General features: G+C 67.2%; 20 protein-coding genes. 8 read left to right on the plus strand and 12 right to left on the minus strand.

What is annotated here, in order from left to right:
• Positions 1–160: 160 nt before the first annotated feature.
• Positions 161–1246: a PQQ-dependent sugar dehydrogenase gene (locus J6U32_RS19750; RefSeq protein WP_208796225.1), complete on the plus strand. Its 1086-nt coding sequence runs from the start codon at positions 161–163 to the stop codon at positions 1244–1246.
• A 19-nt stretch (positions 1247–1265) separates the two neighbouring features.
• Here the strand turns inward: J6U32_RS19750 and gatB are convergent, their stop codons facing one another.
• Entirely contained in the window at positions 1266–2768 is a 1503-nt protein-coding gene (gatB, locus tag J6U32_RS19755) for an Asp-tRNA(Asn)/Glu-tRNA(Gln) amidotransferase subunit GatB (RefSeq protein WP_208791797.1), read from the minus strand.
• 128 nt (positions 2769–2896) lie between these two features.
• Between gatB and J6U32_RS19760 the strand changes: the two genes are divergently transcribed.
• On the plus strand, positions 2897–3124 hold the full coding sequence (locus tag J6U32_RS19760) for a PspC domain-containing protein (RefSeq protein ID WP_208791798.1): 228 nt from the start codon (positions 2897–2899) through the stop codon (positions 3122–3124).
• Between the two features lie 13 nt (positions 3125–3137).
• Here J6U32_RS19760 and J6U32_RS19765 read toward each other — a convergent pair whose 3' ends face one another.
• From J6U32_RS19765 to J6U32_RS19775, 3 genes are all read right to left on the minus strand, one after another.
• Entirely contained in the window at positions 3138–4172 is a 1035-nt protein-coding gene (locus J6U32_RS19765) for a 6-phosphofructokinase (RefSeq protein ID WP_208791799.1), read from the minus strand.
• Positions 4173–4303: 131 nt separating this feature from the next.
• On the minus strand, positions 4304–4987 hold the full coding sequence (locus J6U32_RS19770; RefSeq protein ID WP_208791800.1) for a LuxR C-terminal-related transcriptional regulator: 684 nt from the start codon (positions 4985–4987) through the stop codon (positions 4304–4306).
• A gap of 10 nt (positions 4988–4997) precedes the next feature.
• On the minus strand, positions 4998–6302 hold the full coding sequence (locus J6U32_RS19775; protein ID WP_208791801.1) for a sensor histidine kinase: 1305 nt from the start codon (positions 6300–6302) through the stop codon (positions 4998–5000).
• Between the two features lie 177 nt (positions 6303–6479).
• Here J6U32_RS19775 and J6U32_RS19780 point away from each other — a divergent pair, with 177 nt between their 5' ends.
• Together J6U32_RS19780 and J6U32_RS19785 are read left to right on the plus strand one after the other, a co-directional pair.
• Positions 6480–7106, plus strand: a complete 627-nt coding sequence (locus tag J6U32_RS19780; protein ID WP_244332183.1) for a hypothetical protein — start codon at positions 6480–6482, stop codon at positions 7104–7106.
• Positions 7103–8287 carry an alpha/beta-hydrolase family protein gene (locus tag J6U32_RS19785; RefSeq protein WP_244332185.1) on the plus strand — a complete coding sequence of 395 codons (1185 nt, stop codon included), beginning with the start codon at positions 7103–7105 and terminating at the stop codon, positions 8285–8287. The genes J6U32_RS19780 and J6U32_RS19785 overlap by 4 nt, the downstream gene beginning before the upstream one ends.
• Positions 8288–8298: 11 nt before the next feature.
• Here the strand turns inward: J6U32_RS19785 and gatA are convergent, their stop codons facing one another.
• The 3 genes from gatA to J6U32_RS19800 all read right to left on the minus strand — a co-directional run bounded on the left by gatA (position 8299) and on the right by J6U32_RS19800 (position 10899).
• Entirely contained in the window at positions 8299–9792 is a 1494-nt protein-coding gene (gene gatA, locus J6U32_RS19790) for an Asp-tRNA(Asn)/Glu-tRNA(Gln) amidotransferase subunit GatA (RefSeq protein WP_208791802.1), read from the minus strand.
• On the minus strand, positions 9789–10148 hold the full coding sequence (gene gatC, locus J6U32_RS19795; RefSeq protein ID WP_244332187.1) for an Asp-tRNA(Asn)/Glu-tRNA(Gln) amidotransferase subunit GatC: 360 nt from the start codon (positions 10146–10148) through the stop codon (positions 9789–9791). Before gatC ends, gatA begins: the two co-directional genes overlap by 4 nt.
• A gap of 139 nt (positions 10149–10287) precedes the next feature.
• On the minus strand, positions 10288–10899 hold the full coding sequence (locus J6U32_RS19800; protein WP_208791803.1) for an antibiotic biosynthesis monooxygenase: 612 nt from the start codon (positions 10897–10899) through the stop codon (positions 10288–10290).
• Positions 10900–11146: 247 nt separating this feature from the next.
• Here J6U32_RS19800 and J6U32_RS19805 point away from each other — a divergent pair, with 247 nt between their 5' ends.
• Entirely contained in the window at positions 11147–11815 is a 669-nt protein-coding gene (locus J6U32_RS19805; RefSeq protein WP_208796229.1) for an amino acid-binding protein, read from the plus strand.
• A gap of 114 nt (positions 11816–11929) precedes the next feature.
• On the opposite strand, the gene J6U32_RS19810 is transcribed toward J6U32_RS19805, so the two are convergent.
• The gene (locus J6U32_RS19810) at positions 11930–12280 is read right to left on the minus strand and encodes a nuclear transport factor 2 family protein (RefSeq protein ID WP_208791804.1); all 351 of its coding nucleotides are present in this window, start codon (positions 12278–12280) and stop codon (positions 11930–11932) included.
• Positions 12281–12318: 38 nt separating this feature from the next.
• The gene (locus J6U32_RS19815; protein ID WP_208791805.1) at positions 12319–13101 is read right to left on the minus strand and encodes an SDR family oxidoreductase; all 783 of its coding nucleotides are present in this window, start codon (positions 13099–13101) and stop codon (positions 12319–12321) included.
• Between the two features lie 129 nt (positions 13102–13230).
• On the opposite strand from J6U32_RS19815, the gene J6U32_RS19820 reads away from it, so the two are divergent.
• Positions 13231–14157, plus strand: a complete 927-nt coding sequence (locus J6U32_RS19820; RefSeq protein ID WP_425324077.1) for a LysR family transcriptional regulator — start codon at positions 13231–13233, stop codon at positions 14155–14157.
• On the opposite strand, the gene ligA is transcribed toward J6U32_RS19820, so the two are convergent.
• Together ligA and J6U32_RS19830 are read right to left on the minus strand one after the other, a co-directional pair.
• Positions 14117–16198: an NAD-dependent DNA ligase LigA gene (gene ligA, locus J6U32_RS19825; protein ID WP_208791807.1), complete on the minus strand. Its 2082-nt coding sequence runs from the start codon at positions 16196–16198 to the stop codon at positions 14117–14119. The two genes, J6U32_RS19820 and ligA, sit on opposite strands and share 41 nt — an antisense overlap.
• Positions 16199–16528: 330 nt before the next feature.
• On the minus strand, positions 16529–18202 hold the full coding sequence (locus J6U32_RS19830; RefSeq protein WP_208791808.1) for an HNH endonuclease signature motif containing protein: 1674 nt from the start codon (positions 18200–18202) through the stop codon (positions 16529–16531).
• A gap of 410 nt (positions 18203–18612) precedes the next feature.
• On the opposite strand from J6U32_RS19830, the gene J6U32_RS19835 reads away from it, so the two are divergent.
• Positions 18613–19050, plus strand: coding sequence for an MmcQ/YjbR family DNA-binding protein (locus tag J6U32_RS19835; protein ID WP_208791809.1), 438 nt, complete (start codon positions 18613–18615; stop codon positions 19048–19050).
• A gap of 136 nt (positions 19051–19186) precedes the next feature.
• Positions 19187–20458 (plus strand): MFS transporter, encoded by a 1272-nt coding sequence (locus tag J6U32_RS19840; RefSeq protein WP_208791810.1) that lies wholly within the window; start codon positions 19187–19189, stop codon positions 20456–20458.
• 10 nt (positions 20459–20468) lie between these two features.
• Here the strand turns inward: J6U32_RS19840 and J6U32_RS19845 are convergent, their stop codons facing one another.
• A complete protein-coding gene (locus J6U32_RS19845) occupies positions 20469–21488 on the minus strand; it encodes a vitamin-B12 independent methionine synthase (protein ID WP_208791811.1) in 1020 nt (339 codons plus the stop codon).
• Positions 21489–21492: the final 4 nt, after the last annotated feature.

Raw genomic sequence — 21492 nt, forward strand, 5'->3', positions numbered from 1 at the left:
GGCCGATCGCCGCGCGGTCGGCCGATCGCAATCGCCTACTGTGGTGGGCATGCGAGAGGGGCGGCAAGTGCAACGACGAGTGGCCGGCGCCGGCCGGCGCCGTCGGACGCTCGCCGCGTGTCGCCACCGGGTGACGGTGCTGATCGGTGTCCTCGCAGTAATGCTGACCGTCGCCGCCTGTGCGGATTTCTCGCAGCAGGATCGTGATCAGGCTGCCGGTCCGTTCAGCCCGAACAACGAGTCGTTCGAAGTGCAGTCGACCCAGCCTCCGCAGTCGACGCCGGAGAACCCGGCACAGGAGAGTCCTCCCCCACCGGGCCCCTGCGTCGACCCCGACCCCGCCGTCATCGCGACCTGCCTCGCCTCCACCGGCGGCGTGCGCGCCGGCGACGACGAGGGCGCGGTCACCGTCGTCGCCGAACGCACGACCGGCAAGATCATCACTACCAAAAGGTATGGGCCACAACGGGTCGTGGCGTCCTTCGACGTAGACGGATCGGGTGACGGAGGCTTGATCGACTTCGCCCTCTCCCCGACCTATCAGCAGGATCAGCTGATCTACGCGTTGATCACCACGCCCACCGACAATCGGGTGGTACGGCTCGCGCCGGGTGACGTCGCCAAGCCGATCCTGACCGGAATCCCCAAGGGCGCCACCGGAAACATGGGTGCGCTGATGTTCGCCTCGCCCTCGGAGCTGCTGGTGGCGACCGGCAACGCCGGCAACCCCGCGGCCGCAGGCGATCCCGGATCGCTCGCCGGCAAACTCCTCGCGGTCACCGATCTGTCCTCCGGGTCGACCACCCGGCCGAAGATCCTCGCGTCCGGCCTCGGCTCGAATGTCGCATTGTGCCCGAGCTCCGGCGGTGGTCTGTACATGACGGATCAGGGTCCGACGGAAGATCGCCTGCAATCGGTCGAGGAGTCCGGAGCGACGACGGTGCTGTGGACATGGCCCGACAAACCGCAGATCGCCGGCTGCGCCGCCACCGGCGGGCAGATCCTCGTCACCGAGACGCGAACCCAACGCATCGAAGCGATCAACGAACCCACCCGGCAGCGCCCGACCATCACTCCGCCGACCGTGGTGCTGGAGAAGCGCTACGGAGCGCTGGGCCGGATCACCGCACTGGACAACGGGGTCGTGCAATTCGCGACGGTGAACCGCGCCTACGGGCAGCCGGTGAGTACCGATGATCGCGTCGTGCGGTTCATCCCGCCGGCGAGCTCGGCGAGCAACACCTGAGTGTCGCCCCCGTCGGCACCTACTGGCAGGCGGCCAGCACCAGTTCCTGCACGCGCGCCGGATCTGCTTGGCCGCGCGTCGCTTTCATGACGTCGCCGACGATCTTGCCGGCCGCTTTCACCTTGCCCCCGCGGATCTTCTCGACGATGTCGGGGTTGGCGGCCAGTGCGTTGTCGATGGCCTTCTGCAATGCCGAGTCGTCGCGTACCACCTCGAGTCCGCGATCGGCGACGATCTGCGCGGGTTGGCCTTCGCCGTCGAGTACCGCGACGGCCACCTGCTGGGCGAGTTTGGTGGTCAGCTTGCCCTCGTCGACGAGTCCGATGATCTCGGCGACCTGCTCGGGGGTGATGGGCAGATCGGCGAGGTCGCTGCCACGACTGTTGGCCTGCTGTGCCAGGAACGACACCCACCACCCGCGCGCGGCCTCGGGGGCGGCGCCGGCGTCGACGGTTGCGATGATCAGATCGACCGCGCCGACGTTGACCAGGTCACGCATGACCTCGTCGGACACCCCCCACTCCTGCTGAATACGGGCGCGGCGCACCCACGGCAGTTCCGGCAGGGTCGCGCGGATCTCCTCGATCCAGTCCGCGGCCGGCTGCACCGGCGGCAGGTCGGGCTCGGGGAAGTAGCGGTAGTCCTCGGCGGTCTCCTTGCGTCGGCCGGGCGAGGTGGTGCCGTCGGTCTCGTGGTAGTGCCGGGTCTCCTGCACGATCTCCCCGCCGGCGGTGAGCACCGCGGCCTGCCTGCGCATCTCGAAGGTCACCGCCGTCTCGACGCTCTTGAGCGAGTTGACGTTCTTGGTTTCGGTACGGGTGCCGAATTCGCTTGCGCCCTTGCGCATCAGGGACACGTTGGCGTCGCAACGCAGCGACCCCTGATCCATCCGCACATCGGAGACCCCGAGCGATTTCAGCAGATCCCGCAGCGCGGTCACATAGGCGCGGGCCACCTCCGGCGCGCGTGCGCCGGCACCGACGATCGGTTTGGTGACGATCTCGACGAGTGGCACCCCGGCCCGGTTGTAGTCGAGCAACGAGTGATCGGCTCCGTGGATGCGTCCCGCGCCGCCGATGTGCAGCGATTTGCCGGTGTCCTCCTCCATGTGCGCGCGCTCGATCTCCACACGCCAGGTGGTGCCGTCGGAGAGTGCGACGTCGAGGTGACCTTCGTAGGCGATCGGCTCGTCGTACTGACTGATCTGGTAGTTCTTCGGCTGATCGGGATAGAAGTAGTTCTTGCGGGCGAACACGCTCGAGGGTCGGATCGAGCAGTTCAGTGCGAGGCCGATGCGGATCGCGTATTCGATGGCGGTGGCGTTGACCACCGGGAGCGAGCCCGGCAGGCCGATGCACACCGGGCACACCTGGGTGTTGGGGTCGGCCCCGAACGCTGTGGGGCAGCCGCAGAACATCTTGGTCGTGGTACCGAGTTCGACGTGCACCTCGAGTCCCATCACCGGATCGAATTCGTCGATGACCTGGTCGTAGTCCATCAATTCGGCAGCTGCGGCAGTCATGGCCACCAGTTTATGCGGCCGCGGGTCGGGACAAATCTCGGGGACGAAAGCAGGAACGTCCCCGATGCCATCGGCGCCGCCGACTCCTAGCGTTTCAGGTGTCAGAACACTCAGTGAGAGGACGGCCGATGACCATTCACCAGACACCCCACACAACCTCGGTTCCCCCGGCGCGGCGGCTCACCCGCTCACGCGGCGACGCCTGGCTCGGCGGGGTGTGCGGCGGCATCGCCGCACGCTACGGATGGGATGCAACCCTGGTCCGCGCGGCGTTCGTCGCCTCGATCCTTCTGCCCGGTCCGCAGGTGCTGCTGTATCTGCTGCTGTGGATAGTGATCCCCCGCGACCCGGCGTGAACCGGGCCGCACCTCAGCCGAAGATGACCCGGATCTCCTGATACTGATCCAGCGGCACGGTCTTGGGGTTGGCCAGCGCCTCGTCGAAGGTGATGCGGTGCATCTCGGTGCCGCGGAGCGCGATCATGTGACCCCAGTACTTATCGGCGACGAGATCGGCGGTGGCCATACCCATGCGAGTGGCCAGCACCCGGTCGAACGAGGTGGGCGTACCGCCCCGCTGGATGTGTCCGAGAACGGTCGCGCGGGTCTCGATGCCGGTGCGCTCCTCGATCATCGGTGCCAACACATCGGCGATTCCGCCGAGGCGCGGACGGTTGAACCCGTCGAGCCCCTTGGTGGAGTGGGCTTCTCCCATGTCGGGCAGCTTGAAGCCCTCGGCGACGACGACCATCGGCGCACGACCGCGGTTCTTGACGCTGGTCACCCATGCGCAGATCTGATTCATGCTCTCGGGTTGTTCGGGGATCAGGATCGCGTGCGCGCCACCGGCGATTCCAGAATGCAGGGCGATCCAGCCCGCGTGGCGTCCCATCACCTCGAGCACCATGCAGCGTTTGTGCGAATTGCCCGTGGTGCGCAGCCGGTCGATTGCCTCGGTGGCGATGTTGACCGCGGTGTCGAAACCGAACGTGTAGTCGGTGGCGTTGATGTCGTTGTCGATCGTCTTGGGGACGCCGACGATGTTGATGCCGTCCTCGTAGAGACGTTTGGCCGCCGATGCGGTGCCCTCACCGCCGATCGCGATCACACCGTCGATCCCGAGATTCTTGAGGACCTTCTTGATGGCGTCGGGGCCACCGTCGGGTTCGGAGTACGGGCCGAACCGGCTGGTGCCGAGGATGGTGCCGCCCTGGTTGGACAGACCGCGCACCACCGAGCGGTCGAGTTCCATGATGTCGCCGTAGACCAGGCCGTACCAGCCGTCGCGGAAGCCGACGAACTCGTGGCCGTAGACCGTCTCACCCTTGAGTACTGCGCCGCGGATCACCGCGTTCAGTCCGGGGCAGTCGCCGCCGGATGTGAGAATCCCGAATCTCTTGGCCATACCGCTGTGAGCCTCCTGCCCGTTGGAGCCGGGATCGCCGGAATTCCGCGCGACCCCGCGTCTGCACACAATCTAGTGCCGACGGCGCACTCGTGCCCGCCGTCGGTCTCCGCACGGCAGGCTCGGGGTGCTCACTTGAGTCCGTTCTCGTAGGCGAAGACGACCGCCTGGGCGCGATCGCGCAACGCCAACTTGGTCAGGACGCTGCTCACATGGGTTTTCACGGTCTGTTCGGCGACGAACAGGTCGGTGGCGATCTCCTGGTTCGACTTGCCGTCGGCCACGAGATCGAGCACCTCACGCTCCCGCGGGGTCAACGCCTCGATCGCCCGATCCGAACGCGGACGGGTCCGGCGCCCGGTGACCTCACGGATGAGGCGGCGGGTGATCGACGGCGCCAGCAGCGCCTCGCCCGCGGCGACCACCCGAACCGCCCGGACGAGTTCGTCGGCGGGGGCATCCTTGAGCAGGAACCCCGACGCGCCGATCCGCAACGCCTCGTACACGTAGTCGTCGATGTCGAAGGTGGTCAACATCAGGACCTTCGTGCGGCCTGCGACGCCGTCGGCCGGTTGTTGCACCTCGTCGGCGCCGCGGGTACCGAGAATCTGTGCGGCCGCCCACAACCCGTCGCGGCGCGGCATCCGCACGTCCATCAGGACCACATCGGGATGGACCCGGCGACACAATTCCACGGCCTCGATGCCGTCGGCGGCGTCACCGAGCACCGACAGGTCGGGTTGCGCGGCGAGCAGGGCCGAGAATCCCTGACGGACCATCGCCTGGTCATCGGCGACGACGAGCGTGATCGACACGGCCGCAACGCTACCCGTTGGCGGCGGGAAGCTCCGGCACCGCACCGTGTGCCCCCGCGATCGACGACATCACCGGAGTCCGCGCCGAGGCGGGGATGTGGGCGCGCACCGCGAATCCACCGTCGGATGTGGGTGTGGCGGTCAGGGATCCGCCCACCGCTCGCGCGCGATCACCCATACCCGCAATACCCACGCCGGCCCCGGACAGGTGCAGCGGCGGTTCGGTCGGGGCGGTGTTGACGACGCTGATCTGCGCGGCAGTACCCCCGTACGGCTCGCCGTCGGCGGGGGTCAGACGCACCTCGATGGCGCTGCCCGGCGCGTGGCGTGTCGCGTTGGCCAGACACTCCTGGACGATGCGATAGATCACCAACGCCGACGACTCGGCGAACACCGCGTGGTCGAGCTCGTCGGTCACGGCGATCCGCGCGCCGGCCCGCCGGGTCTGGGTGACCAGCGCATCGATGTCGGCGAGTCCGGGACTCGGCGCGGGTGCCGCCTCCCCTCCCTCGCCCTCCACCCGGAGGACGCCGAGCAATTGCCGCACCTCGTCGAGTGAGGTGCGTGCGGCCTGCGCGATCGCCTCGAACTCGGCCGCGCAGACCTCGTCGACGTCGGGCAGCCGGTACCGCGCGGTCTGGGCCATCACGACGACCATCGACATCCGATGTGCCACAACGTCGTGCAGGTCTCGAGCGATACGGGCACGTTCCTGCAACACCGCACTGGTCGACTCGGCGACCTTGGTCTCCTCGGTGCGCACGGCGAGTTGTCTACGCGAGGTGAGCAACCCGCGCAGCAGGGCCACGACGACGGCCATGAACGTCAGACCGACCACCCAGCCGACCCGCGCGCCCGGCGGCGCCGCGAAGGCAATCACCAGCGACGCACAGATCCACACCGGCGCGAGCAACCGCAACGGGCAGCGCAGATACGCCATGAACGTCAGGACCAGGAACGCGATGATATGGGTGACCTGGATCGTCCACGGCCACCCCGGCGCCGCGGGGATGAACAGCCCGATGAGCTGCGCCCCGATCACCGAGATCGCCCAGCCCAGCATCGGCGCACTCCACGCCATCGCCACCGGCCACGCCGCCACCGCAGCCAGGATCGGCCAGGCGTACGCCGGAACATCCAGTGTCAGAGGCATTGTCGGCCATGAGACGGCGAACAGCACCCCCGCGAAAATCGCGAAGAACCAGTTGCCCGGAGACCGGACCCAGGCACGTACACCCGGGTGCGCGAGCGCCGGTAACGCGCGCAGTTCATCGACGGCCGCAGTGCGTGCCGCTCGGACCATCCGTCCCATCATGTGATCACCTCGGCCTCCACGCTAGGCGGCGGATCGGTCGAAGTCCTCATACTGCGGAGTGGGATTCGCACGCTACTCCCGAGCCAGACCGGCCTGTCATCACCCTCTGCGGAGCCGATTGCCATCGGTTCGCGTGGGCGATGTGCCCACGTGATCGTCGTTCCTAGCGTCAGCGGCATGACTTCTGACGATGCTCGACGGACATGGCGGCGGCGTGGCTTCCGTCCGGTGATGTGGATTCTGATCGGCGCGGCCGTGCTGGTGTTGCACGTGATGGCTACCGGGAGGGCATCGGCGGTGCACGATCACTCCCCGACCGACACCACCGCCGCGGAGCACACGGTTCATGTGCTCGTCGGCCCCGATCCGGAGAGCGTACTGCGGGTTCTCCCCACGGATTTCGAGGCCGTCATGGGCTATCGGCCACTGCTCGAGAACGGCTACCCGGCCAACCCCGACGGCGGCTGCTCATCGCCGATCCCCTTGCCCGAACGATTCGAACCAGCCTGCCGCACACATGATTTCGGCTATGACCTGCTTCGCTACGCGCAGCGCACCGGTCATCCGCTGGGCCCGTGGGCCCGACCGGCCCTCGACCACATGCTCATCGAGCGGATGCACGCGGCATGCCACGATCCCGTATGTTCGGCTGCCGCCGAGCTCAGTCGCGTCGGCCTGGCCCTCAACACCTGGCGGCAGTACTCCGGCCCACCGGCACCGTCGGAGTCGATGACGACGATCGCGGCGTCGACCGCCGTTCGGGTGATCGCCGAGATCGGTGGCGACAGCGGGGTGGCGCGATGATCACCGCAGCGGCAGTCGCACCTCACCGGCCGGTACCACGCCGTTCAACCCCGCCGGGTTCGGCCACCGTGCTCGGCGGGCTCATCGGCGCGCTCATCGCCTTGTGGCCGGGCTCGTTGCCCCGGGATGTCGTCACCGCGGCCGTCCTGACCGGCGTGTGCGTGGCGGTGATGACGGCGGTGGGTCGTGCGCTCGGGTCGGCACGGCCCGAACGCCTCTTCGCGTCGTGGTCGGTCACCTCTCTCGCGGTCGCAGCACTGGTGGCCGGGTCGATCGCAAACACTCTGTGGCAGAACGCTATCCGCAGTGACATCGGAATCGCAGGCGTGGAGCCCGCATACACGGTGGCGCTGACCGCGGCCGGATGCGCGGGGTTCGTCGCCGTCGCATGGTTCGGGCGCCGCGCTGCGATGGCGGCAACCGCAGCGCTCGCCACGGTCGTGCTGTTCGGCGCACCCGCCACCTCGGCTGCCGCATCGACCGATGCCACACCCGCGGCCGCCGACATCGACCGCGCGGCAACCGTTCTCACCGAGACGTGGGTTCGCGAGGGCGGCTTGCACCGTGGTGCGGTGGTGATCGCGGTTCCCACCGGATCGGGGTGGGTCGATCCGCAGGCGACCACGGCGATGCGCGCACGCCTGCACGGCGATGTGGAGTTCTTGTCGTTGCCGTACGCGTCGGCCTCGTCCTGGCGGGTCTTCGTCTCCGACCGCGGTTCGGCCGCGACCGCAACCGTCGCCCTGCTTCGCCATGTCCTCGATGCCCGGGACACGCTGCCACCGGGCTTGGCTCGTCCGCGGGTGTACCTCTACGGACAGAGTCTGGGCGCCCTGGGCGCCGACCGTGCGCGGGCATGGGCCGATGCCCGCCGTCCGGGTGCGGTGGCCGGCACCGTGCTGGCTGGGGTCCCCGCCGACACGGTCGATCCACGGGGCGGCGGATCGTCGCGCATCGTGTTCGCCAACGCGTCCGACCCGGTCACCCGGTGGTCGACGGCATCGGTGTGGCGCCCGCCGTCACGGCCGGCACAGACCCGGATCGTGGGTGCGCGGATGCGTACCCCGCCGTGGCTGCCCGTGGTGTCGTTCGTGCAGACATCGGTGGATCTACTCGGCGCACTCGACGGCCCCGCCGGTACCGGGCACCGGTACGGGCCCGAACAGGGCGCGCTGCCGTGATGCCGGAAGAGTTACCCGATCGGTCCGCGGGTGGCTTCATAGGCCGCCCCGACACGGTAGAGCCGGTCGTCGGCGAGGGCCGGAGCCATGATCTGCAACCCGACGGGCAGCCCGTCGTCGCCGGAGACACCCGACGGCACCGACATCGCCGCGACACCGGCGAGGTTCACCGGGAGTGTTGCGAGGTCGAACAGGTACATCGCGAGCGGATCGTCGACCTTCTCACCGATGCGGAACGCGGTCGTCGGGGTGGTCGGTGAGACCAGGACGTCGACCTTCTCGAAGGCGGCGGCGAAGTCGGCGGCGATGAGGGTCCGCACCTTCTGTGCCTGGCCGTAGTAGGCGTCGTAGTAGCCCGACGACAGGGCGTAGGTGCCGATCATGATGCGGCGCTTGACCTCCGGGCCGAAACCGGCCTCGCGGGTCAGTGCCATGACCTCTTCGGCGCTGTGGTGGCCGTCGTCGCCGACGCGTAGTCCGTAGCGCATGGCGTCGAAGCGCGCGAGGTTGCTGGAGACCTCGCTGGGCAGGATCAGGTAGTACGCGCCGAGCGCGTAGGTGAAGTGCGGGCACGACACCTCGACGACCTGCGCCCCGCGCGCGGTCAGCTCGGCGACGGCCTGTTCGAACGAGGCGAGCACCCCGGACTGGTAGCCCTCCCCCTGCAGTTCGCGGACCACGCCGACCCGAACACCGCTCAGATCGCCCGCCGCACCGGCCTTCGCCGCACCGACCACATCCGGGACCGGCGCGTCGATCGAGGTGGAGTCGCGCGGGTCGTGACCGGCGATGATCTCGTGGAGCAGCGCGGTGTCGAGCACGGTGCGCGCACACGGCCCACCCTGGTCGAGCGACGACGCGCACGCGACGAGCCCGTACCGGGAGACGGTGCCGTAGGTCGGTTTGACGCCGACGGTGGCGGTGACCGCGGCGGGCTGACGGATCGATCCACCGGTGTCGGTGCCGATGGCCAGCGGGGCCTGGAACGAGGCGAGTGCCGCGGCACTACCGCCGCCCGAACCGCCGGGAATCCTGGTGACGTCCCAGGGGTTTCGCGTCACCTGGTAGGCGGAGTTCTCGGTGGAACTGCCCATCGCGAACTCGTCCATGTTGGTCTTGCCGAGGATCGGCAAGCCGGCCGAGCGCAGCCGTTCGGTGACGGTCGCGTCGTACGGGGGCACCCAGCCCTCGAGGATCTTCGACCCGCAGGTGGTCGGCGCATCGGTGGTGGTGAACACGTCCTTGAGGGCGATCGGTACACCGGCCAACGGCGACCGCGCCTCGCCCGCGGCGATGGCATCGTCGGCCGCCTTGGCCGCTACCAGCGCTTGCGGACCACTGACGTGCAGGAATGCGCCCAGCTGGTCGTCGATCTCGGCGATGCGATCGAGATGCGCCGAGGTCACCTCGACCGAGGACACCTCGCGGGCGGCGATCTTGGCGCCCAGTTCGGCGGCGGTCAGGCCGGTGATCTCGGTGGACGTACGGGTCGACGGCGCGCTCACTGTTCCTCCCCCAGGATCTGCGGGACCGCGAAGCGATCCTGCTCGACGGCGGGCGCCCCGGACAGCGCCTGTTCGGTGGTCAGCCCCGGTACCGCCACATCGGGACGCAGCACATTGGCCAGCGCCGCCGGGTGGGCGGTCGGCGGCACGTCGTCGGCGGCCACCTCCGACACCTGCGCGACATGGGCGAGAATCGAATCGAGTTGCTGCGCATACACGTCGAGCTCGTCTTCGCTCAGCGCCAGCCGCGACAGCCGGGCCAGATGCGCGACCTCGTCACGGGTGATCGCAGATCCGGTGGCCGCGGACCCGCCGTCCACAGACCCCGTGCTCGCGGACTCCGAGTCCCCTGCCATGTCGATCGTGTCCTTCCGTACCGGATTTCGCCGGGCCTGGTGCGTCATCGGCCCGACGGGTCATGGGCCCGATGTCGCTGAGCCCGATCTCGCTGCGGCCGGTCTGCCGACCGGCAACCCCACCAAGCCTAGGCCACGGTCAGCGCAACCATCGCGCCAGGCGTGCGGTGATCCACGGCAGCAGCACGTACACCATCACCGGGGTGCTGATCAGCGTGGCGATCAACGTCTTGAGCGCCAGCGGCAGATCGCCGAGATGGGCAACCACCAGGTAGTTGATCAGCACCGACAGAGGGAAGAACCCCAGCCAGATGGTGATCGCCTGCTTCCAGCGCGGCGGCGGCGCCCCGAGCACGCGAACCGCATGCGTCAGGTGGGATTGCGGTTCGAACCATCCCTCGATACCCGAGAGTCGATGCGTGGCGTGTTCGACCGCCACGCCCTCGCCTCGCGCCAGCCATGCCCGGCGAACCGGAGACCGGTCCCAGTCGTCGAGTGCCCGCCCGTCGGCGAACCGATAGACGACGTAGTACTCGTCGGGCTGTTTTGCCGACCGCAACCAGCCACCCCCGAGGAAACCGGGAAAGGTACGCGCCAGGGCGATTCCGGCGTCGGTCCACGTGACGAAGTCATGCTCACGCCCGGGTTCGATACGCCGGGCCACCGATGTGGTCACATGGGCCGCGTCACGGTCGGGTTCCTGTGCACCGGCCGGATCGCCGGGTCCTGTGTCGTCGTTGGTGTCGGCCACGGTTCCATCGTGGCGTCGGTTCGATCACCCTGCAGCATCGCCACGTCGGGAAGTGATTAGACGAGCGTAGGATCGCCGGAGTGATCATCGTCACGAGCGCTTGGCTCGCAAGCTGTCGAACGTGCGGTTCCCCCTCACCCGAGATCGCCGACGACAGTGCGCGGGGGTTCGCGTGAGCGGCATCGTCGCCGACCGCACCCGGGCGCCGGGCGCCCGTCCTCGGCAGTACCGCCTGGCCGGTGCGACAATGGCGGCCGTGTCCTACCTGCTTCGGGTGTACCTCCAAGACCGGCCCGGAAGTCTCGGCCTGCTCGCCGTCCAGCTCGGATCGGTCGGCGCCGACATCTTGTCCCTCGAGGTCGTCGAACGTGCGGACGGCTACGCGGTCGACGACCTCGTCGTCGAGGTCGCGCCCGGCTCACTGCCGGACACGCTGATCACCGCCGCCGAGAAGGTCAAGGGCGTCCGGGTGGACTCGATCCGCCCGTACTCCGGCGTCCTCGACACCCATCGCGAGCTGGAGTTGGTCGATCAGGTCGCCACGGCACTCGACGACCGATTGCAGGTCCTCGTCGACAACGCGCCCCGCGTGCTGCGGGTGTCGTGGGCAACGGTGCTGACCCGGGCCGCGGGTGGTGTGCTGCAGCTGTTCGGCAGCTCCGGTGCGCCCGAGACGCATGCGGCAACCGTGGACTGGCTCCCGCTGCAGAGCGCCGTCCGGCTCGACTCGGAAGCCGGCTGGGTACCCGGGGGTTGGCAGGAGATGGACACCCGGTTGGCGGCCGCCCCGCTCGGTGACGGATCGAAGGCAATCCTGTTGGGACGCATCGGCGGACCGGACTTCCGGCCGTCGGAGATCGCCCGACTCGGCTATCTCGCAGGGATCGTCTCCACGGTGTTGCGGGCGGAGTCGTGAGCCACCCGGGCCGAGCTCACCCCTGACCTCGACGCAACCCCGACGCCTGACGGGTCAGCCACACCAAGGGCGCGGTGCACCGCGCCGCCGACAACGACTGTCGGCGACTCTGCACTATTCGCGGATCTGCATGAGCGCCACCGCGGCACCCTCGTCACCGTCGATCCGGTAGGTGAATGTCGACGGGCCGTTGAATCCGTCGCCACCGACGGTGGCTCTGACGACGACGGTACGCGCGTCGGGGACCTCGGCCGAGAGCACCTCGAGTGTCATGTTCTTGCCGATGTACTCGGCGTCACTCCATGCGGCGATCGCCTCGCGGCCGGTGAACGTGCGGCCCCAATCATCCACCGCTCCATCGGATGTGAATGTTGCGAGAAAGGCGGCGAGATCACCCGCATTGGTTGCGTCGATCGATGCGCGGACAGGTTCGGGTAGGGCACTGTTGGGCAAGACGTCGGTCATGGGGTCACTCCTCGCATTCGTTCCGGCTCGATCCGCGCTCACCGGGTGGTGTAGCCGCCATTGGCGAACAGGGTCTGTCCGGTGATCCAATGCCCTTCGGTGGCAAGGAATTTCACGATCGGTGCGATGTCGGAGATCTCGGTCAGTCGCCCGCCCATGGCCTGCGACTTGTGGAACTCGACGCGCTCGGGGGTCTCCTGCGGATAGAAGAACGGGGTGTCCATCGGCCCGGGTGCGATGTTGTTGACCGAGATCCCGCGGTCGGCGAATTCCTTTGCCGCCGCGCGGGTGAAGTGCTCCACGGGACTCTTGCTGCCGGCATAGGTCGAGTATCCATCGGTGAACGCGGCCAACAGCGAGGTGACGATGGTGACCACAGACCCGTTGTCGGACAACCGCTTACCTGCTTCGGCGAGGAAGAAGAACGCGCTCTTGGCATTGATGTCGAACATCGAGTCGTATTCGGCCTCGGTGACCTCGACGAGAGGTTTACGCAATACCTTGCCGACGGTGTTCACTGCCAGATCGACGCTGCCGAAGGCGTCGATGGCCGCGTCGAACAGCGCGGTGACCGCGGCCGGACGCGTGAGATCGCCTGCGACCGCGATCGCCTCGGCGCCCAGTGCCGCGATCTCGGCGACGGTGCGTTCGGCATCCGCACGCGAGGAGTCACCGTGGTGGTGGACGACCACGTTGGCGCCGGAGCGCGCGAGCTCGGTGGAGATGAGCCCGCCGAGATTCTTGGCGCCGGCTGCGACGACGGCAGTCTTGCCGGCCATGTCCTTTTGTGTGATCGCCGATTCCGCGACGGTGCCGCTCATGGGTCCCCCATTTCGTTGTGTCCTGACGTCGATCGGCTTTCACCGCTCGACCTGCAAAAACCACGCTACGAGCGACAACACACAAACACCATCGATTTGTATTGGTATCCGATCAACTACCATTTGTATGTGCCTGATACCTCCGGAGAATCCCTGCCCTTGCCGGACATCCGTCGACTCGAGCAATTCGTCGCGGTCGCCGAATCGGATACTCTCGCGGACGCCGCGACCAGGGTCTTCGTCACACAGCAAGCTCTGTCGACCGCCATCCGACGGCTCGAGACCGAGTTGGGCGTGTCCCTGTTCAACAGGGAGCATCGCGGGCTGACGCTGACCCCGGCCGGAGAGGATCTGCTCCGCAACGCACGTGCGATCCTCACCGGCGCACGTCATCTCACCCGCTCGGTGCGCGCCGTGGCACAGCGGCGTCCACCCGTCTACGTCGTGGGACATTCCCCGGCACTCTCGGGTTCCGAGGTCTTCTCGGTCGTCGAGTCCGCGGTGCAACGTCACGAGGACATCCCGGTGACCGCCCGACCGGTGTTTCCCTCCCAGTTCGTCGACGATCTGCTGCAGAACCGGGTCGATCTGGTCCTGCGCCGAGGCATCGACACCCCGACCGAACTGACCTCAGCCGTGATCGGCTATCAGGAACTGCGCCTGGCCGTGACGATCGATCACCCACTCGCCGCCCTCGATCAGATCTCGATGTCCGACGTCGCCGAGCACCCGGTGATCGTCTGGGCACCCGAACGCCACTCGTATTACACCGATTTCCTTGTCGCGCACTATCGACGCTCGGGATTCGAACCGACCTTGCGGATCAATCGGGTCCAGGGCACGCCACCGACCACCGCAGTACTCGTGGACAGCACTGCGTGCGCGTTCGTGACCGCGCCCGCTGGTTCGACCCACGGCGGGCGGGTGGTGGTCAAGGAGTTCACCGACCCACCGCTGTCCCCGATTCAGGCATTGTGGCTGCCGCACACCGTCTCCGATTTCCGGACCGCGATTCTCAATTCGGCGCCGGCTCGCCTGTCTCCAGAAGGTGCTTGAAGCCGTCCTCGTCGAGGATGGGTACCCCGAGTTGCTCGGCCTTGTCGGCTTTGGAACCGGGCGAATCCCCCACCACCACGAAGTCGGTCTTCTTCGACACCGACCCGGACGCCTTACCGCCGCGAACGAGGATCGCTTCCTTGGCGCCGTCGCGCGAGAAATCCTGCAATGACCCGGTGACGACGATCGTCTTGCCCTCCAATGTGCGCTCGATCGACTCGTCACGCTCGTCTTCCATGGAAACCCCTGCGGCGCGCCACTTCTCGACGATGTCGCGATGCCAGTCGACGGTGAACCAGTCGTGAATGCTCTGCGCGAGGGTGGGGCCGACCCCCTCGACGGCGGCCAGGCGTTCCGGGTCGGCGTCCTCGATCGCCTGCAACGAGCCGAATTCGGTCGCCAGCGCACGAGCGGTGGGCGGGCCGACGTGGCGGATCGACAGGCCGACGAGCACCCGCCACAGGGGCACCTGCTTCGCCTTGTCGAGATTGGCGAGCAGACGCGTTCCGTTCGCCGACAACGTGCCCTTCTTGGTGGTGAACAACGCGGTCTTGGCGAGATCGTCTGCGGTGAGCGAGAACAGGTCTCCCTCGTCGGTGATCACACCGGCACCGAGCAGCGCTCCGGCCGCTTCGTACCCGAGCGCCTCGATGTCGAAGGAACTGCGTCCGGCGAGGTGAAACAGCCGCTCACGGAGTTGCGCCGGGCACGACCGCGCGTTGGGACAACGGATGTCGGCATCGCTGTCCTTTTCCGGACGCAGCACCGAACCACACTCGGGGCAGGTGTCGGGCATCTCGAAGGCGTACTCGCTGCCGTCACGCAGGTCGACGACGGGACCGAGGACCTCGGGGATCACGTCACCGGCCTTGCGAACGGTCACCGTGTCGCCGATGAGTACACCCTTGCGCTTGACCTCCGACCCGTTGTGCAGGGTCGCCCGTGCCACGGTCGATCCGGCGACGAGCACCGGCGCGAGCACCGCGAACGGGGTGACCCGGCCGGTGCGTCCGACGTTCACCTCGATTCCGAGGAGTTCGGTGGTGACCTCCTCGGGCGGGTACTTGTAGGCGATGGCCCAGCGGGGCGCGCGAGAGGTCGCCCCCAGCCGGCGTTGCAGGGTGACGTCGTCGACCTTGACGACGATGCCGTCGATCTCGTGCTCGACGTCGTGGCGGTGTTCGCCCCAATAGGCGATCTTGTCGAGAATCGCCTCAGCACCAACGAGTTTGGTGGTGTGCGAGGACACCGGTAGCCCCCACGCACCGAGCGCGAGGTAGGCGTCGTGCAGTGACGCCGGGCGCCACCCCTCGGTGTGGCCGATGCCGTGGCAGATCATCCGCAGCCGACGTTTCGCGGTGATCTGGGGATTCTTCTGTCGCAGCGAACCCGCCGCGGAATTGCGCGGATTGGCGAACGGCGGCTTGCCGTCGGCGACCAGTGAGGCGTTGAGTGTTTCGAAGTCCTCAACCCGGAAGAAGACCTCACCGCGCACTTCGAGGACGTGCGGTATCGGGAACTCGTCGGACGCCGTCAGACGTTGCGGCACGTCGGTGATGGTGCGCGCGTTGAGGGTGACGTCTTCACCGGTTCGACCGTCACCGCGGGTGGTCGCGTGATCGAGCACGCCATCGCGGTACACCAGTGCCAGCGCGACGCCGTCGATCTTGAGCTCACACAGATACTCGGTTCCCGAGCCCACCTCGTCGGCCACCCGCGCGACCCACGCCCGCATCTCGTCGGCGTCGAAAACGTTGTCCAGCGACAACATTCGTTCGAGATGGTCGACGGGCGTGAACGCGGTGGAGAATCCGCCACCGACGAGCTTGGTCGGCGAGTCGGCGGTGGCCAGCTCCGGATGCGCCTCCTCGAGTTCCTGCAGACGCCGCAACAGCCGGTCGAACTCTCCGTCGGAGATGATCGGTGCGTCCTTGACGTAGTACCGGAACTGATGTTCACGGATCTCCTCGGCCAACGCCGACCACTGTTCTCGCACGTCGGCAGACGGACCGTCGTTTGCCACCTGATCTGCTTCTGCCACCCACCGAGCGTATCGAAACACCCCGACAACCCTCCTCGAGCGTTCTGGCGGACATGTGCACAGCATGCGATGCCGGTGTCGGCTGTCGGGGTCTCGAGGCCTCGTCGCTGGCGCTCCTGCGCACCTCGACCATCGGGTGGGGAGTCGCCAGCGATCACAGAAGACCGCCGGGACACTTCAATCTCGGCGGTCGACCAGCCCGGCGTACCTTCCTCTCGGTGGTCGAGGTGCGTTCTCTCGGTGGTCGAGGTGCCGAGGAGCGTTAGCGACGAGCCTCGAGACCTGTTGCACCGCTGCTGGTTTCCGACCACGGACCGAGCACGTGACGGTCTAGAGTCCGTGGTCGCCGAGGAGTTGGGCGAGTCGGTTCTCGACCGGCGAGTCTGACGTGGGGTCAGGGTGGAGGATTTCGACGAGGTCGTAATATCCGTGTCCGATCGGGACCTGGCTGCGCCGGATTCGGTTGGTGGGCAGCATCGAGTCCCGGTCGTCGCTTGCGGCGAGATCGGTATCGGCAGCAGCGGCCGCACTTGGTGGTGGGTCGGGTGGTGGATGCAACTCCGCCCGGACGCGAGCCAGCGCCGCGGTGTAGGTGGCCCCGACATCCGGTAGTGCGTTGGTGCGTTTCGGGTTCGGTTCGGCTGCCCCGACGGGCGTGTTTTTGCGCCACCAGCATCGTCCGGCCCACGGCCCGTCCCGATAGATGCCGGTCGTGAATTGTCCGGGTTTGTCGCCGACCATCCGGTTGTGTTTGCCGCAGGCGGGGGCGAGGTCACCGATGTTGGTGAGCCCACCTTTCGCATGATCTTTGGTGGCGTGATGAATCTCGACGTGCGCGGCAGGTTGGGTACATCCGGGAAACGAGCAGTACTCACCGCCGTCTTTGGCGAACAGGGCGATCCGCTGCCCTTGACTCGCCAACCGCGCCCGACCCAAATACAGCGGCAGACTGGTGTGGTCGTCGAACACCGCCAACCACGGCTGACTGTGGGCAGCCAACGCGATCACATCCCGGATTGGGAGGAGGGTGCCGGTCGCCGTGACGCCCATCCCGGTCTGCGCAATCAACTCCGACAGAGACGCTTTGATGATCAGATGCGGTGGTAGCCCGCGATGCGATTGCGGGCCGAGTCCGACATCGAGTCCGGCGCGTAGGACTGCTTCCAACGCATCATGGTTGCGTTGCACCTGATCCCGGTGATCGCGGGCTGCGGCAGCCGCCACCTGGTCGGGGTCGGCGTCTTCGCGACTCCCGGTCGGGGACTCCGGATCGGCGGGATTGTTCATTCCAGGCGCCGCCCACGCGGCGAGTACTGCTTCGAGGTGCGCGGTCAGAGTGGGGGTCATTTGTCCCGACAGGCCACTCATTTTTTGGGCGTTCTGCCGGCCGATGCGGATCTGGCGGTGCCGTTGCCGATCGGTGTCGTCGGTCAACTCACCGTCGGGGTCGAGGTGCGCCAACACCCGTGCCCCCAAGATCCGCAGATCAGACGGGGTGTGGGTGCGGGCGAACCCGGCCATCGTGGCATCGGCCGACATTTTTTCGTCGAACGGCACTGTCGCCGGTATGCGGTCCAACACGTCGATGACGACTGCGGCGTGGGAGGGGCCGGCCGCACCGGAGGCCATCGCTTCGGCCAACGCCGGATATTTCGGCGCAGCAACCTCGCCGGTGACGGTGTGGAAGGTGGCGGTCGCTTTGAGTTGTTTCCACCGCCGCCACGGTTCCGACACACGCAACAAGCCGATCATGGCGTCGATGATCGACCCGTATCCGTATTCGCGGGCGAGATGGCGGTCGGAGAATTCGACGATCTGCCGATCGCCCTGGACGGTGACGCGGGTGATCAACTGTTCGGTGGATTGAGCGACCGCGACCAGGTCATCGTTGGACAGGCCGGTCAGATCATCGGTGGCCAACTCGTCCATCAGCGTGTGGGCGAGGGCGATTTTCTGGGTGGTCGACAACCCAGACACATCCGGTAACGCGGTATCGACCACCATTTCTCACCCCCCGGCGATAAGCGCACATGTGTTTGTGTGCTGTTGTGTTCGAGTATATGTCGGGTTTGTCGGGTTGGCAAGGGGTTGTCGAAAGTTTTTTCGTACGGGTTTGATGGTGGGGTTTCAGCCTGGGGTTCGGCAGGGTCTCGAGGCTCGCCGCCTGGGGCGCCTCGCACCTCGACCATCGATCGGAAAGGACTCGGCGGAAGGACCTCGACCACCGATCGGGAAGCACCTCGACCACCGATACAAGAGCTCGGCCGCCGATGGGATGCGCGATTGCCGATGGGATGCCTCGACCACCGATCAAAGGACGAGCCCGGGGCGCCGAGACGCAGAACACGCCACCGAAGGCGCGGTAGCGTAAGGGTTCCGCCACCGGAGTTGCCCACGCATCGAGGAGTCGACACGTGCCACATCCGATCATGTTCGACGACGCCGACCCCTTCCTCATCCGCGTACGCGAAGTGGCTCTGACACTCCCCGACGCCACCGAGGTGGTCGCGCACGGCCGACCAACATTCCGGTGCGGCAAGATGTTCGGCAACTACGGCGGCGGCGAGAAAGGCGGAATCCGCCACGACCGTTCGGTGTTGTTCCTCGCCGACCCGGTCGAGCGTGCCGCACTCGTCGAGGATCCGAGGTTTTTCGTCCCCGCGTATTTCGGACCCGCAGGCTGGCTCGGAATCCTGCTCGACGACGCCACCGACTGGATCGAGGTCGCCGAGTTACTCGACGCGAGCTACCGCCAGATCGCCCCGAAGCGGTCACTCGCGAAACTCGATGCCCGAGAGGCCGGCACCACGCTCGCTCGGCGCCATCCCTTGCCGCCGGACTCGTCCCGCTGACGCAAGAAACATTGTCCGATAAAGGTATTTCGTCAGTATTTCGGATTGCGAATAACCTGTATTCCGGACGCGGCCGGACTACAGTGGGATTTCTGCCGGGAAAGCGAGATCTGCGACGCCTGTAGGAGATTCGAGCATGGCAACCTCATCGACCCCGCGGGAGAAACTCACCGCCGATCAGCGCAATTCCTTCGCCGCAGCCTATCTCGGCTGGGCAATGGACGCATTCGACTACTTTCTGGTCGTCCTGATCTACGCCGAGATCGCCAAGGATTTCGGGGTTCCGCTGACCCGGATGGCGCTGATCACCACCATGACCCTGGTGATGCGACCGGTGGGCGCGTTCATCTTCGGGTTGTGGGCCGACCGCAAGGGCCGGCGCATCCCACTGATGACCAACGTCGCCTTCTACAGCGTGGTCGGCTTCCTCTGCGCCTTCGCGCCCGGCTTCTGGGTGTTGATGGTGCTGCGCATGCTCTACGGCATCGGCATGGGCGGCGAATGGGGCCTCGGAGCCGCACTGGCCATGGAGAAGATCCCGGCCTCCCGCCGAGGCTTCTTCTCCGGCTTTCTACAGAGCGGCTATTCGATGGGCTATCTCTGCGCCGCACTGGCATTCCTGGTTCTCAACACGTGGCTCGGCCTGAACTGGCGGTGGATGTTCGCGCTGTCGATCATCCCGGCTTTGATCAGCCTGCTCATCCGGGCGCGCGTGGAAGAGTCCGAGGCGTGGAAGGCCACACGTGACCGGGTGCGTCAGACCCAGACCACCGCGCGCGAGATCTGGTCGAACCCCGTCATCTGGCGACGCTTTGTCTTCCTGGTCCTGCTGATGACGGCGTTCAACTGGATGAGTCACGGCACCCAGGATGTCTATCCGACGTTCCTCAAGGCCCACAACGATTCCGGAGCCGGTCTGGCCGCGAGTACCGCAACCTGGATCGCGGTGATCTACAACGTCGGGGCCATCATCGGCGGCCTGATCGCCGGGGCACTGTCGGAACGGTACGGCCGCAAAACACTGATCATCGCGTGCGCGGTCCTCGCGCTACCGATCGTGCCGCTGTTCGCCTACTCCTCGACGGCCGGCTACCTTGCACTCGGCGCCTTCCTCATGCAGATGATGGTGCAGGGCGCATGGGGTGTTATCCCGGCACACCTCACCGAACTGTCCCCCGACGAGATCCGTGGGTTCTACCCAGGCGTCACCTACCAACTCGGAAACTGCCTGGCCGCCTTCAATCTTCCGATCCAGGAGGCGGTGGCCGGCAGTCACGGCTATCCGTTCGCGCTGACCGTGACGATCGTCCCGGTCCTGATCGCGGTCATCGTGCTGACCGCGTTCGGTCGGGAACGCAAGGGCGTGCAGTTCGGCAGTGAGCAGGCCAGCGTCGAAGAAGTCGCCTGATGCGACGACTTCACAGCGCTTCGGGATCGGCGGACAGCAACTCCCCGGCGCGGGCGCAGATACTCAGCGCGGTGCGCGCCCAGTCCGGGGACGATCCGGCCAGACCGCATGTGGGGGTCACGATCACGTTGTCCGACAGCACTTTTCGCGCGAGACCGATGCGGTCGACCAGCTCGGCGAGGGTGGTCGCAACCGTCTCGGCATGGATGGCGGGGTCTGCGTGGTCGCCCGGCAGGACCCCGGCGACGAGCACATCGCCGCGGTCGATCAGGCCGCCGATCCCGTCGAGTGCCGCGGTGTCCGCAGGTCCGATGCCCGTGACGTCGATACCGTACGCCACACCCGGGAGTGCGTGCACGAGATCCCATCTCGGCGCGCCGCAGTTGTGCACGATCATCGGCACGTCGAGGTGCTCGCGCACCGCGCGCAAGTCCTCGGCGACGTCGGCGACCGGAATCGGCGGGATCACGTCGAGCCGGGTCAGCGGCGGCACCCGACCGTCGATCACCGTCCCCACCATCGGCTCGTCGAGTTGCACGATCACCGAGGCACCCAGCCGGCGGCGGACCTCGCCGACCAGCCCGGCCAGTCCCTCAGCACCGGAGTCGATGAGATCACGCAGCGCGCCCCGATCGCGGATGGCCTTGTGCCCGTTGACGAGTTCGATGGACGCGGCCAACGTGAACGGCCCGGCGACCGCGACCTTCACCGGCCGTCCGGTACCGATGAAACCGGCAGCATCCCAGATCTCCTCGATCGCGTCGAGATCCGCGGCGAGGAACCCCCGCGCACGTCGCGCCACCGAGGAGCCACGGGCGCCGAGCCGGTAACCCCAGGTGGCCGAGTCGATCGGGAGGTCGACGAGCACCGCGGCCATCCGCCCGATCATGTCCGCACCGATTCCGCGAGCCGGCAACTCGGCGAGATGGGCGAAGTCGAGTTCGCCGTTGATGATCGCCGCAGCCTCGCGCGGGTCGGTGCCCGGCATCGAACCGACACCCGTTCCCACCCCGGTGGGCAGATCGGTCATCGGT

The organism is Gordonia polyisoprenivorans, from assembly GCF_017654315.1.
Classification (GTDB): Bacteria; Actinomycetota; Actinomycetes; order Mycobacteriales; family Mycobacteriaceae; genus Gordonia; species Gordonia polyisoprenivorans_A.

Excerpts from the sequence above, each read along its gene's own strand:
- J6U32_RS19750 (WP_208796225.1), top strand. The coding sequence starts at position 161 with ATGCTGACCGTCGCCGCCTGTGCGGATTTCTCGCAGCAGGATCGTGAT.
- gatB (WP_208791797.1), bottom strand. The coding sequence starts at position 2,768 with ATGACTGCCGCAGCTGCCGAATTGATGGACTACGACCAGGTCATCGAC.
- J6U32_RS19760 (WP_208791798.1), top strand. The coding sequence starts at position 2,897 with ATGACCATTCACCAGACACCCCACACAACCTCGGTTCCCCCGGCGCGG.
- J6U32_RS19765 (WP_208791799.1), bottom strand. The coding sequence starts at position 4,172 with ATGGCCAAGAGATTCGGGATTCTCACATCCGGCGGCGACTGCCCCGGA.
- J6U32_RS19775 (WP_208791801.1), bottom strand. The coding sequence starts at position 6,302 with ATGATGGGACGGATGGTCCGAGCGGCACGCACTGCGGCCGTCGATGAA.
- J6U32_RS19780 (WP_244332183.1), top strand. The coding sequence starts at position 6,480 with ATGACTTCTGACGATGCTCGACGGACATGGCGGCGGCGTGGCTTCCGT.
- J6U32_RS19785 (WP_244332185.1), top strand. The coding sequence starts at position 7,103 with ATGATCACCGCAGCGGCAGTCGCACCTCACCGGCCGGTACCACGCCGT.
- gatC (WP_244332187.1), bottom strand. The coding sequence starts at position 10,148 with ATGGCAGGGGACTCGGAGTCCGCGAGCACGGGGTCTGTGGACGGCGGG.
- J6U32_RS19805 (WP_208796229.1), top strand. The coding sequence starts at position 11,147 with ATGGCGGCCGTGTCCTACCTGCTTCGGGTGTACCTCCAAGACCGGCCC.
- J6U32_RS19810 (WP_208791804.1), bottom strand. The coding sequence starts at position 12,280 with ATGACCGACGTCTTGCCCAACAGTGCCCTACCCGAACCTGTCCGCGCA.
- J6U32_RS19815 (WP_208791805.1), bottom strand. The coding sequence starts at position 13,101 with ATGAGCGGCACCGTCGCGGAATCGGCGATCACACAAAAGGACATGGCC.
- J6U32_RS19830 (WP_208791808.1), bottom strand. The coding sequence starts at position 18,202 with ATGGTGGTCGATACCGCGTTACCGGATGTGTCTGGGTTGTCGACCACC.
- J6U32_RS19840 (WP_208791810.1), top strand. The coding sequence starts at position 19,187 with ATGGCAACCTCATCGACCCCGCGGGAGAAACTCACCGCCGATCAGCGC.
- J6U32_RS19845 (WP_208791811.1), bottom strand. The coding sequence starts at position 21,488 with ATGACCGATCTGCCCACCGGGGTGGGAACGGGTGTCGGTTCGATGCCG.